Origin of the sequence: Arcobacter caeni, assembly GCF_003063245.1 — a bacterium.
Classification (GTDB): domain Bacteria; phylum Campylobacterota; class Campylobacteria; order Campylobacterales; family Arcobacteraceae; genus Aliarcobacter; species Aliarcobacter caeni.
The window spans coordinates 110343-121649 of record NZ_MUXE01000007.1 but is presented as its reverse complement, the minus strand read 5'-3'; the positions used below and the strand labels follow the sequence as shown (position 1 = coordinate 121649).

General features: G+C 27.0%; 14 protein-coding genes. 2 read left to right on the top strand and 12 right to left on the bottom strand.

Going from position 1 to position 11307, the window contains the following annotated elements:
* Positions 1–116: 116 nt before the first annotated feature.
* From B0174_RS06575 to B0174_RS06530, 10 genes are all read right to left on the bottom strand, one after another.
* Positions 117–503, bottom strand: coding sequence for a cobalamin biosynthesis protein (locus B0174_RS06575; protein WP_108558872.1), 387 nt, complete (start codon positions 501–503; stop codon positions 117–119).
* A gap of 5 nt (positions 504–508) precedes the next feature.
* Positions 509–1903, bottom strand: coding sequence for a cobyric acid synthase (locus B0174_RS06570; RefSeq protein WP_108558871.1), 1395 nt, complete (start codon positions 1901–1903; stop codon positions 509–511).
* A gap of 6 nt (positions 1904–1909) precedes the next feature.
* Positions 1910–2197: a type II toxin-antitoxin system RelE family toxin gene (locus B0174_RS06565; protein WP_108558870.1), complete on the bottom strand. Its 288-nt coding sequence runs from the start codon at positions 2195–2197 to the stop codon at positions 1910–1912.
* Positions 2198–2419, bottom strand: coding sequence for a hypothetical protein (locus B0174_RS06560; RefSeq protein ID WP_108558869.1), 222 nt, complete (start codon positions 2417–2419; stop codon positions 2198–2200).
* Positions 2420–2478: 59 nt separating this feature from the next.
* Positions 2479–3084 (bottom strand): hypothetical protein, encoded by a 606-nt coding sequence (locus B0174_RS06555; RefSeq protein ID WP_108558868.1) that lies wholly within the window; start codon positions 3082–3084, stop codon positions 2479–2481.
* Entirely contained in the window at positions 3078–4091 is a 1014-nt protein-coding gene (locus B0174_RS06550; protein ID WP_108558867.1) for an aminotransferase class I/II-fold pyridoxal phosphate-dependent enzyme, read from the bottom strand. Before B0174_RS06550 ends, B0174_RS06555 begins: the two co-directional genes overlap by 7 nt.
* Positions 4088–4834 (bottom strand): adenosylcobinamide-GDP ribazoletransferase, encoded by a 747-nt coding sequence (locus B0174_RS06545; protein WP_108558866.1) that lies wholly within the window; start codon positions 4832–4834, stop codon positions 4088–4090. The genes B0174_RS06550 and B0174_RS06545 overlap by 4 nt, the downstream gene beginning before the upstream one ends.
* Positions 4831–5325 (bottom strand): bifunctional adenosylcobinamide kinase/adenosylcobinamide-phosphate guanylyltransferase, encoded by a 495-nt coding sequence (locus B0174_RS06540; RefSeq protein WP_108558865.1) that lies wholly within the window; start codon positions 5323–5325, stop codon positions 4831–4833. Before B0174_RS06540 ends, B0174_RS06545 begins: the two co-directional genes overlap by 4 nt.
* Entirely contained in the window at positions 5325–5924 is a 600-nt protein-coding gene (locus tag B0174_RS06535; protein WP_108558864.1) for a MarC family protein, read from the bottom strand. Before B0174_RS06535 ends, B0174_RS06540 begins: the two co-directional genes overlap by 1 nt.
* Positions 5925–6017: 93 nt before the next feature.
* Complete coding sequence (locus tag B0174_RS06530; protein ID WP_165790398.1) at positions 6018–7310, bottom strand: GNVR domain-containing protein; 1293 nt, start codon at positions 7308–7310, stop codon at positions 6018–6020.
* Between the two features lie 224 nt (positions 7311–7534).
* On the opposite strand from B0174_RS06530, the gene B0174_RS06525 reads away from it, so the two are divergent.
* Positions 7535–7996, top strand: coding sequence for a hypothetical protein (locus B0174_RS06525; protein WP_108558862.1), 462 nt, complete (start codon positions 7535–7537; stop codon positions 7994–7996).
* Between the two features lie 12 nt (positions 7997–8008).
* On the opposite strand, the gene B0174_RS06520 is transcribed toward B0174_RS06525, so the two are convergent.
* Both B0174_RS06520 and cobT read right to left on the bottom strand, forming a co-directional pair.
* On the bottom strand, positions 8009–8665 hold the full coding sequence (locus B0174_RS06520) for a GDSL-type esterase/lipase family protein (RefSeq protein WP_108558861.1): 657 nt from the start codon (positions 8663–8665) through the stop codon (positions 8009–8011).
* A 1-nt stretch (position 8666) separates the two neighbouring features.
* The gene (gene cobT / locus B0174_RS06515; protein WP_108558860.1) at positions 8667–9734 is read right to left on the bottom strand and encodes a nicotinate mononucleotide-dependent phosphoribosyltransferase CobT; all 1068 of its coding nucleotides are present in this window, start codon (positions 9732–9734) and stop codon (positions 8667–8669) included.
* Positions 9735–9898: 164 nt separating this feature from the next.
* Between cobT and B0174_RS06510 the strand changes: the two genes are divergently transcribed.
* Positions 9899–11305: a DASS family sodium-coupled anion symporter gene (locus tag B0174_RS06510; RefSeq protein WP_108558859.1), complete on the top strand. Its 1407-nt coding sequence runs from the start codon at positions 9899–9901 to the stop codon at positions 11303–11305.
* Positions 11306–11307: the final 2 nt, after the last annotated feature.

The following is an 11307-nucleotide window of genomic DNA, read 5'->3' as shown; positions in this document are numbered from 1 at the left end:
ATAATCAACTGTACTGTTGAATCCTTAAACTCTTGACTATATTTACTTTGTCTCATTTGCAACCTTTATTCATTTATTTTATCTCAGAATCTTTTAATTCTGAGTATGAATTTATGTTACCTCTCCACACTATTTGAAAGAGTTGAAGTATCACGACTTACTAACATAGAAATTTTATATCTTTTATCTTCTATATTCTCATTTGATACCACATCTTTAACTGCATCAAAAAGCATTTTTGATGAAAGCGTAAAAGAAGCCAATACTCCTTGAATAAAAATATTATTTATAAATGAAATGGGGTAAACTATTATGAAAACTACAAAAAGCAAAGAAAGAGTTAAAAGAAAACCTCTAAAAATAGAGTTTTTATAAAATCTCTTTTCAAACCAAGAAATATAATCTCCCATAAAAATAATTGGATGTTTAAAATATTTAAATCTTTGGAATTCAGAAAAAATCATATCAATAATATATGCTATCAAAGCTACTTCAAAAAACATAAAATTTATTTTCCTATACTTTCTAAAATATATTCAACATCAAGTTTTGCTTTTAGTGTAGAAATAAAGTTATCAATAGTTTGTTTTTTATACTCTTGAAAATCAAAACCTATATAATCAGCTTTTATAGATTTAAAATATTTAGTTCTATACTCATTATTATCAAAAATCTGATGAACAAAAGTTCCTTTAAAATTCTCTTTTTCAAAAGACAAAGGATAATTTTTACTAATTCCGTGATGTATTTCAAAACCAGCTATTTTTTCTCCAAATAACTCATAAGTTTTTTTCTCTAAAATTTTCTCTTTTTCAAAAATAATATTATCGGGAATAAAACCAAAACCCTCTTCTTTTAGTGATTGTTCATTTTCCAAAGCATAAATGTCATTTAGTGATTCAAACATCATTTCATAACCACCACAAATGGCACAAATATCTTTTTTGTAGTTTTTAATCTGCTCAAAAAGTCCAGTTTCTTTTAACCAAATCAAATCCTTGATTACAAGTTTACTTCCTGGCAAAATCACTAAATCAAACTTTTCAAGTGAAATATTAGAACTAACAAACTCCACAAAAACCTCATCATCTGCAATCAAAGGTTCAAAATCGTTGTAATTACTCATGTATGGATATGCAATTACAGCAATATCAAGTTTTTTATTTCGTGGTTGTTGAACAAAGTTTTTCAAAGATGCACTATCTTCAAATCCAAGATTAAAAGGAAGATATGGCAATACTCCTAGAACTGGAATTTTAAAATCCTCTTGGATAATTCGTATTCCCTCATCAAAAAGAGTTAAATCACCTCTAAATTTATTTACAATCACACCTATTACATTTTTTCGTAAATGTTCAGGCAATAGATTATAAACGCCCCAAATAGAAGCAAAAACTCCACCTTTTTCTATGTCTGCAACTAAAATGATTTTTGTATTGTATTGGGTCGCCATAAATATATTTGATAAATCCTTATCCATAAGATTTAACTCAACGGGACTGCCAGCACCTTCACAAACAACACAATCATACTTTGCATCCAAATAATCAAAACATCGCTTCACGGCTGGTTTAAGTAAGTCTAAATCACGATAATATTCTCGTACATCTTTAGAAGTTACAACTTTCCCCTCAACTATCAAAGAAGCCGAACTTCCACGACCAGATTTTAGTAAAACTGGATTTAGATGATATGAAGTTTCTACTCCTAAAACCTCAGCTTGAAAATACTGAGCAATAGCAATTTCACTTCCATCATCACAAACATGAGAATTATTTGATACATTTTGTGCTTTAAAAGGTGCAACTTTGTAGCCTAAGTCTTGAAGTATTTTTGCTATTACAAATGTTATTGTTGATTTTCCTGCGTCTGAGCTTGTGCCAAAAATTGAAATATTTTGCATTTTTACCTATTTCTTATAAGAATTCTCTCTAGATTTTACAGACACTACTAAAATAATAAGTCTATCTTCCTCTTTTTTGTAAATCACTCTATAAGTTCTTAGTTTTAATCTATAAAGTTCTTCATCCATACCTTGAAGTTTTTTAATTTTGCCAGTTTTTAAAAGTTCTTGTTCATATTCAAAAGAGAAATTTTCTACGAAACTATATAATAAATCTCTTATGAACTTTATATCTGAAATATTTATATTTTTAAAATCTTTTTTTACAGATTTTTCAAATTCAAGGGTGTACATTTATACACCTAATTCTTTGAAGAAATCATCTGCTTTTATTGTTCCGGTACTTTGAGATAATCTTTTTTTAGCAAGTTGAATATCTTGATAATCCATATACATTTCAAGAGCTTCACTAATAATTGCTGTTTTCTTTTTACCTAATTCTTTTGACATAATGTCTAAATCATCAAGTAATTCTAATGATAAAGTAAATGTTGTTGGTTTAACTGTTTTATACATAATAAACTCCTTTTATATTGTTTATTATATTGTTTATTATATTTATTGTCAAATAATTTTTATTTATACTCCAAACTATTTACTACTAATTTCTTATTTACAAAGGGGTCAACGATAGCTTCTATTTCTTCAAATTTATATCTCAAAGGAAAACCTATTTTTGAATTCTCAGCCGTACTTTCCAAAATATAAAATCTTTTATCATTTAAATATAAAGCTTTTGAATTTAGGTTTATATTTTCAAGATTTATTATCACAAAAATATGTTTGGGAACTAAAACAAAATAAGCTTCATATCCACGAACCTTTAACATAGAAATCAACAAATTTGATTTATCATCACAATCTCCAAAGTTTTGTTCAACAACTTGTTTTGAACTTCTGGCGATACTTTCATTTATTTTATATGGAATTTTTGTTACAAAATCTAACATTAATTGAACTTCACAGATTTTGTTTTTGTTACAATCTTTTGTTAGAAAATCTGCAAGTTTCATGGTGTAATCATCGGTTCGGACTTGGTTTACATAAGTTGCATCACCAATATCTATGAACTGATTTTTAACTATTATAAAAGATGAGATTATCAAATAAATCACATACACAATAAATATTGCACTTAATAAAAAAGAAAAATATTTTAAAAATCTGTTTTTTATTAACATATTTCTTTTAAAGCTTTTTGTAAAACTTCATTTGCGATTGAACTTTTAACTGCAATTCGTACAAATCTCTCATCTAAATAGTCAAAATTTGAGCAGTCTCTAACCATTATTTTATATGGTTTTAGTTTTTCTTGAAACTCTTTTGCATTTAGGTTTGAGAGTTTCACAAGCAAATAATTTGCACTACTTTCAAAAATCTCTTCGATTAAATCTGACTCTTTTAAGATATTTTCTAATTCGATTTTATTTTTTATATTTATTGCTTTTGAGATATTTTTGAAAAGTTTATCATCTAAAGCTGCTTGTAAATAGTTCGAGTCAAATTGTGATAATTTCCACATTGGCTCAAATCTTTTTAATTTTTCAATATTTTGTTTTGTTGAAACTATTGTTCCAACTCGTATTCCTGCACTTGAATAAAACTTTGTCATTGATTTTAGAATATACAATTTATCGTAAGTTTCTAAATATTTTATAGCAGAGGGTTTATCACAAAAATCTAAAAAACTCTCATCTATTAAAATCGTGCAAGAGTTTTCAATCCAAGTTTGCATCAACTCTTCTAAGTCATAATATTTTCCATCAGGAGTTGATGGATTTACAAAAATTACTAAAGAGTTCTCTTTTACATTTTCATTTACATTTTCAAATCTATTTATAGTTTGTAACTCATATCCAAAATTCAAAGAAGCTTTTTTGTACTCCAAATATGCAGGTGAATAAATCGTACACGAGTTTAGATTTAGATGTTTAAATAGAGTAAAAATCGCAGAACTTCCACCGTTGAAAAGCTCAATTTGAGAACTTGAAACTCCATAATTAAAAGCTATTTTTTCATATAACTTATCATAAGTTGGATAAGATGAAATATCTAAAGAGTTAAAATCGATATTTATTTGAGGTTTTACAAAATTTATATTTGATGATAAATCAATAATTTCACTAACACTACATCCTAAATCAAAGGCAAATTTTTCTATTTGTCCGCCATGTTCAAAAGTTTTCATAATATTATCGCTAATCCTATATTTAAAAGTATTAATTCTGTGTGTTCAAGGGTAAAACCTAAACAATCTCCATTTACAAAACCAAATTTGTTGTTTAAGATTTTTAGAATTATGTAAAAACTTGCCAAACTTAAAACAAATAAAACCAAAATATTTGAACCAATAAAAAATGCAATAATCACATAAATCAAAGCAAAAATTTTTAGTTGAAATATTCCAGAATTTGCAAAAGCTAAAGATAAAAAACTATCTTTGCTAAATTTAAAATACCCAAGAAGATAAATCAGATTCAATCTTGAAAAAATGCAAACTATGAAAAAAAGGGCATATTGTTTTTCATATAAAACATAAGTAATTATTCCCACTTTTAATAAAACAAAAGCAACACCATATAAAGCGCCAATTGCTCCAATAGTCGATTCTTTCATGATTTTATAAGCATCTTTTCCACTGTAAGTTGCAAACCACGCATCAACAACATCAATTATTGCCTCTGTGTGAATAAAGCCATAAAGTGCCAAATAAACAACTGCACAAACAAATGAAGAGTATAAAGGATTAAAAAATTCATTTAAACCAAGATTTAAACCTATTACCAAAGCAGCTAAAATCGCTCCAACAAGTGGCAATAAAACCAAAGTATATTTATAAGTTTCATTGTTTATTTCCATATTTTTTACAAATACGGGAATAATAGAAAAGTATGAAAGCGCAAATAAAAAAGCGTTTGATATTTGTTTCATTTTAATCTTCTTTCAATTCGATATTTCACTTCATAAACTTCATCACATAATTTTGATAATTCTTGTCCAATAAGCCCTGAAAAATCTACAAATCTTCTTGATTCCTTATCCAGTGGAATTATCCCACATGAAACATCATTTAAAATAAAAATGATGTTTGCATCTATTTGGCAAATCTTCTGGAGTTGAGTTTTTAAAGTTTCTTCACTATTTTGTAGATTATTAAAAAGCCACATAGAAATACAATCAATCAAATATGTTTTATTTGATTCAACTATTTTTGTCAAATCTTTTGACTCTTCAATAGTGATAAAATCTTCTTTTCTCTCAATAATATGTCTGTTTATTCGTTCACTCATAGAATCATCACCAAAAGAGTTATCGTAAGTTGCCACATAATATGGTTTTTCATCTTTTGATAATTCTAAAGCTTTTTTAATTCCAGCTTTTGTTTTTCCTGATTTTTGTCCACCAAAATAGAATATTTTCATCATAAAGCCAAAAAGTTTTTAATACCAGTAAATACAATTTGAGCAGATAAAGCAGCCAAAATTAAACCTGTGATTTTTGAAACTACAATAAGTGCTTCATTACCAATAATTTTTTCAATAAAACTTGCGGTATATAACATCAAACCAATAACTAGAACTGCACTCATAAGTGCCATTGTTCCTATTATAAAAGATGAAGAATCAGTAAAAGTTGCACCCATAACAACCAAAATACCAGTAGTTCCAGGTCCTATTATCATAGGCATCGATAAAGGAACAACTGCTAGTTGAGAAATGTCTTTATCATCCACATTTGATTCATGTTCTTTTCCTCGTACTAAATCAATTGCCGTTAAAAATAATAAAGCACCCGCACCTATTCTAAAAGCATCGACAGTTATTCCAAAAATAGAGAATATATGTTTTCCAAAAAAAAGTAATATAAAACTCACTATTGTCACAGAAATAGTAACTTTTATAGCCAAAGCTTTTCGTTGTGCAATTGTTGCGTCTTTTGTCATGGTTAAAAACATTGTTAACACAAAAAATGGTGTCATCAGAAAAAATATCTTTAAAAACGTTGAGATAAAAATATCCATAAAAGTCCTAAAATATAGTGTATTTGTTTAGTAATTTTTATTTTAGCTTTTACGATATGAAATTGGGGTTAAATATAATTTTTATTCTTGCTTTTAAGATTCTTTTCTTGGATTATTTATAAAGTTTAAAAGAAATACTAAAAATATAGATACGATAAATCCAGTTAGGAATGAAACTACAATAACCAAAGATTTTTTTGGTTTAACTGGAAAATTATTCACTAAATACTCTCCAACTAATTTTGTATTTGCAAGATTTTGTTCACTTTTTTTGAAATTTTGTATATCCATTTTCTCATTTAATTGATATATTTTTGTTTGAAATTCAACATTTATTTTATCTTCAAGTTTTCTAATTAGCTCATTTGATATATTTATTTTTTTATTTTCAAGATTTTTAATATCAACATTTAAAATATTTTTCTTTTTATCTTCTAAATCTTTTATTTTAATTGTCGTAATATTTTCAAGGTCAAATTCTAATTTTGGAATAGTTTCATTTTTAATTACTTCAATTTCTAATTCTAAATCCTTTATTTCATTTTGTGCATTTGTTATTAGATTTTGATAATTTAATATTTGAACAGAAGCTATCATAGATGATGTGTTATCTAATTTTTCTATATATTGATTAATCTTATTAGTTTCTGAAATATACTTTTGTAAATTTTTTGAATAATACTCAATTTTATTTTCTAAAGATTTTATATGTGTTTTAGACAAAAAATTTATATGTTTTTTTAAAGTTGGAACTTCTTGTGATTTAAGTAAATTTATTTCTCTATCTATATTTTTAATATTTTGTGTTTTCAAAATATCAATTTGTCTATCAATATCCTTTATTTCCTGCTCTTTTATTATATTTATTTGTGATTTTATATCTTTCACATTAACATTTTGTATAAAATCTATCTCTCTTTTTGTATCCGAAATACTATTATCAAGTGATGTTTTATACTCTTTTATTTTCTCTACGGATAAGTCTTGAATAAATTCTAAAACTTCTTTATTTTTAACAATTGCAACTTCATTTGTAAATGCTTCAGTTTTTATTTCTAAAAAGTTTTTTACACCTTTTACTTGTTTGATTGATGTAACAACACCTTTTTCAAAACTATTAGCTTCAGATTTCACATCTTCAATTGAAAATACTACTTTTAATTTTTGTTCTAAGGAATTAATATCTTCAATTATTTCTTTATTTATATAACCTAATTCTACATGTGATTTCACTTCAAATATTGGTGTTTTAGAATAAATATAAAAGGCTGAAATTATAGTTATGCATAAAGTAAAAAATATAATAAATACTTTTTTATTCCACACTATTTGAAATAACTCTCTTAAGTCTATTTCCTCTTCCGTAATGTTCTTATTTTCTTTCATTTTCATCCTAATAAAGTTGAAGAAAAAACAAAATAAAAAATACTAATTAATAAAGTGGCTGTTAAAAGCATACCTATAAAATATATTTTTGTTTTTTTATTCATTTTAATAATCCAAATTTTTTCTTGTATTATAGAATAATTCTATTTATATAGCCTTAATTATAGATTATTCCTTATTATAGGGATTAATTATATATAAAATTTCTATAAAAGGCTGAAAATATGGAAGTTTATGAAAAAATAAATCTATTAATAAAAGAAAAAAAAATAAATAAGAAAAATTTTGCATTAAAACTTATCACTCTCGAACCGAAATTAAAAAGTACTGGAGAAATTCCTACAGTTAAAGCTATTTATGCATATCTAAATGGTGATATTGCACTTAAAATCGAACTTATCCCATATATAGCAGAAGTTTTAGAGATTCCTGAGCAGTTACTTTTTGATGATAGCGGTCGTGCTAGAAAAATTTATTTGAAGCATATTTTACAAAATGCTTCTAGTGAGGAAAAAGAGTTTATCAAATCAAAGGTTTGTTCGGAGCAAACTTCTAAAATTTATATCCCAAAAGACAGATTTCATACTATTCAAGATTTACTTGTATATGCACCTGAGATATTTCTTGAAAATCTAGAAAACACTTTGAAGAACTACAAAGATTTAACTATAAAATTCACAAAATAATATAAGGTGAGATTAAATATATTTTTTAATCTCGTCTGCCCATAACACATAAGCTTTCCCATTTATATGTAAATCATCCGATGTAAACTCATGTTTTAGCATTTTATTTGATGATAATATTTTATTTAAATCTATAAAAATCAAATTATTATGACTTGCAAATTGTTTTAATTTTGTATTTAAATTTTCAACTTTTATATTAAAATTCTCTGCTCTTTTTTCACCAACATAAAGAGTTGATTGAATATACACTTTTATATCTTTTTCTTTTAATATTTGAACTATTTTTTGATAATTCGTAAAAATCTCATCAACAGATTTTCCTCTCATAATATCATTTACACCTATCATTATAAAAACTTGTTTTACGCTTTTATTGATACTATCAAGTCTTTGTAAAACTCCATCTGTTGTATCACCACTAATTCCTCTATTTTGAATCAATCTTGAATCCAATAACTCAGCCCATTCGCCCTCATCAGTAATTGAATCACCCAACATAACTACTTTATATTTATCATTTTGGGCTAACATTTCAAATTGGCTTTTTTTGTGTTTATAATATGGGTCATCTTGTATTTTCCACTCTTGTACTTGTTTGGGTTCTTTCATATTACATCCACTTAATAAAAGTGCAAATAAAAACCCTGATAATATTTTTTTTTTCATTTTATACTCCTAAAAAACTCTCTACTTTTTTTGTAACTTGCTCTTTTGTAAGTCCATTAATTGCCGCATAACATAAAGCTCCACCACAACCAACACCCTCTTTTGCTTCACCTTCATCATATAATTTTAATGCAGGATGAGAAGATTCACTAAAATCAAAATCACTAGCATAAGCATTTATTGGGAAATCAAGTTGCTCTAAAAGTGCTTTAATATTTGAGTTTTCATCTTTATTTATCCATTTTGTGGTACTTAGTGCTAAATTTGAAGAATCAATAACTCCACCCATACTTCTTAAAATAGAGTTCACCACAAGTAAAACAGCTGCCATTTGAGTTCCACCTGCTAGAATAATTTTTAGATTATTTACCCTACTTCCTAAAATAAATCCAGCATTAAAAATAATCATATTATCACTTATACTTGAAAGTATTTCAAATAAATCACCATTTAAATCTACTCTTTTTAAAGCTTTTTGCATTGTTTGATTTTTTATATCACTTGGATTATTTTTATATGAACTTGAAAAATATCCCTCACATTCATATTTTAAACCCAAAGCTGTTGCATTTGCTGTTGTTGTTCCTGCTGGAATTGATTCTGCAAGAATTACATAATCGTCATTAATTTGATAATTTTGACCAAATTCAATACCTTTTTGGAAAATTTCCAAAGCAGGAATTTTTGCTCCATCATCAATTCTAGCACTTGGTTTTATTGCAAAATCATGAATTTTAAAATAATCAATTTGAGGAACTACATCTAACCCCAAATCTAATATTTCTATATTTGAATAAGCTTTTAACTCATGAACAGCTCTTGTAATAAGTGCAGGTGTTGGAACACCTTTTGGAGTTTGCGCAATATCAGGCATTGAACGAACTTGTTTTGTACACAAAAATTCTGCATCTAAAGTTGGTGTTAAATATAATTTGCCAGGAATTCCAGCTTGTGAAATATTTGGAATCTCACAAGTTTTTGTAACACTTGCACTTAATAAAAATGTTGCTTTTTTACCTCTTAGAAATTCTAAAAAATCAACTTTTCCTAAAATCGTTTCAAAGTTCATCTGAACCCTTTATTTATAATTTTTATGAAGTATATCAAATCTTAGATATAAATAATTAATGAATTATTATTCAATTTATGAGTATTTCAGTTATTTTAAAATTTTTATAACCTTATTTGTATTCAAATAATAATATAATATGAAAAATTCATTAGGAGGATTTTATGTCTAGTAAAGCAATAAAAATGATTATTCCAATCGCGCTTATACTTATACTTTGGTTTATTCCAGCACCAACGGGATTAACACAAAATGGTTGGCATTTCTTAGCAATCTTTTTTGCTGTTGTTGTTGGTCTTATTTTAGAACCAGTTCCAGCGGCACTTGTTGGTTTTACAGGTATTTGTTTGGTTGCTCTTTTAGGACTAATTGGAAGTCCAAAAGATGGTATAGCTTGGGCTTTGTCTGGTTTTTCAAATAGTGTTATTTGGTTAATTTTTGCAGCATTTATGTTTGCACTTGGTTACAAAAAAACAGGTCTTGGAAAAAGAGTATCATTAATTATGATTAGATATATGGGTAAAAGCTCACTTGGTCTTGGATATGCAGTTGCATTTTCAGATTTAGTTTTAGCTCCATTTATGCCATCAAATACAGCGAGAAGTGGTGGTTCTGTTTACCCTGTTGCTATTAATATTCCGCATATTTTTGATTCATATCCGGATAAGGATCCAAGAAAATTAGGTGCTTATATTTCATGGGTTGCAATTGCGACTACTTGTGTTACAAGTTCTATGTTCTTAACAGCTCTTGCTCCAAACTTACTTGCAGTTGATTTAATCACTAAAAGTACAGGTCATGCAATTAGTTGGGTTGAGTGGTCATCTGTTATGTTACCACTTATGATTCCACTTTTTTTATTAACTCCTTGGTTAGCTTATGTAGTTTATCCACCAACTCAAAAAAAATCTCCAGAAGCTCCAGCTTGGGCAAAAGAAGAACTTAAAACATTAGGTCCTGTTACATTTAAAGAGTATTTAATGGGTATTCTTGCTACTGTTGCTTTGATTCTTTGGATATTTGGAAAAGAGTTTGGTGTAGATGCAACAACTGTTGCTATCTCAATTGTTGCTATTATGGTTTTAACAAATGTAATTACTTGGGATGATTTAATTTCAAACAAAGCAGCATTTGATGTATTAATTTGGTTCTCATCTTTAGTTGCAATGGCATCTGGACTTCAAAAAGTTGGTGTTTTAGCTTGGATTGGAGCAAATACACAAACAATGTTATCAGGTATGGCTCCAACAACTCTTATTATTTCATTACTTGTTTTATTTTTCTTGTTACACTACTTTTTTGCTAGTGTTACAGCACATGTTACTGCACTTATTCCAATCTTTATGGCAATTGCAGTTAATTTATTAACTCCTGAACAAATTGTTCCATTTACAATTATTCTTGCAGGAAGTTTAGGTGTTATGGGAATTATAACTCCTTATGGAACTGGTCCATCACCTATTTGGTATGGAGCTGGATATATTTCTCAAGGCAAATGGTGGGCTTTAGGCGCAATATTTGGATCTTTATATCTTGCAGTTATGATTTTAGGTGCATTTATATTTATTTAGTA

What these genes read in the sequence shown, in the direction of transcription:
- B0174_RS06575 (WP_108558872.1), bottom strand. Translation starts at nt 503, where the DNA reads ATGTTTTTTGAAGTAGCTTTGATAGCATATATTATTGATATGATTTTT.
- B0174_RS06570 (WP_108558871.1), bottom strand. Translation starts at nt 1,903, where the DNA reads ATGCAAAATATTTCAATTTTTGGCACAAGCTCAGACGCAGGAAAATCA.
- B0174_RS06565 (WP_108558870.1), bottom strand. Translation starts at nt 2,197, where the DNA reads ATGTACACCCTTGAATTTGAAAAATCTGTAAAAAAAGATTTTAAAAAT.
- B0174_RS06560 (WP_108558869.1), bottom strand. Translation starts at nt 2,419, where the DNA reads ATGTATAAAACAGTTAAACCAACAACATTTACTTTATCATTAGAATTA.
- B0174_RS06555 (WP_108558868.1), bottom strand. Translation starts at nt 3,084, where the DNA reads ATGTTAATAAAAAACAGATTTTTAAAATATTTTTCTTTTTTATTAAGT.
- B0174_RS06550 (WP_108558867.1), bottom strand. Translation starts at nt 4,091, where the DNA reads ATGAAAACTTTTGAACATGGCGGACAAATAGAAAAATTTGCCTTTGAT.
- B0174_RS06545 (WP_108558866.1), bottom strand. Translation starts at nt 4,834, where the DNA reads ATGAAACAAATATCAAACGCTTTTTTATTTGCGCTTTCATACTTTTCT.
- B0174_RS06540 (WP_108558865.1), bottom strand. Translation starts at nt 5,325, where the DNA reads ATGAAAATATTCTATTTTGGTGGACAAAAATCAGGAAAAACAAAAGCT.
- B0174_RS06535 (WP_108558864.1), bottom strand. Translation starts at nt 5,924, where the DNA reads ATGGATATTTTTATCTCAACGTTTTTAAAGATATTTTTTCTGATGACA.
- B0174_RS06530 (WP_165790398.1), bottom strand. Translation starts at nt 7,310, where the DNA reads ATGAAAGAAAATAAGAACATTACGGAAGAGGAAATAGACTTAAGAGAG.
- B0174_RS06525 (WP_108558862.1), top strand. Translation starts at nt 7,535, where the DNA reads ATGGAAGTTTATGAAAAAATAAATCTATTAATAAAAGAAAAAAAAATA.
- B0174_RS06520 (WP_108558861.1), bottom strand. Translation starts at nt 8,665, where the DNA reads ATGAAAAAAAAAATATTATCAGGGTTTTTATTTGCACTTTTATTAAGT.
- cobT (WP_108558860.1), bottom strand. Translation starts at nt 9,734, where the DNA reads ATGAACTTTGAAACGATTTTAGGAAAAGTTGATTTTTTAGAATTTCTA.
- B0174_RS06510 (WP_108558859.1), top strand. Translation starts at nt 9,899, where the DNA reads ATGTCTAGTAAAGCAATAAAAATGATTATTCCAATCGCGCTTATACTT.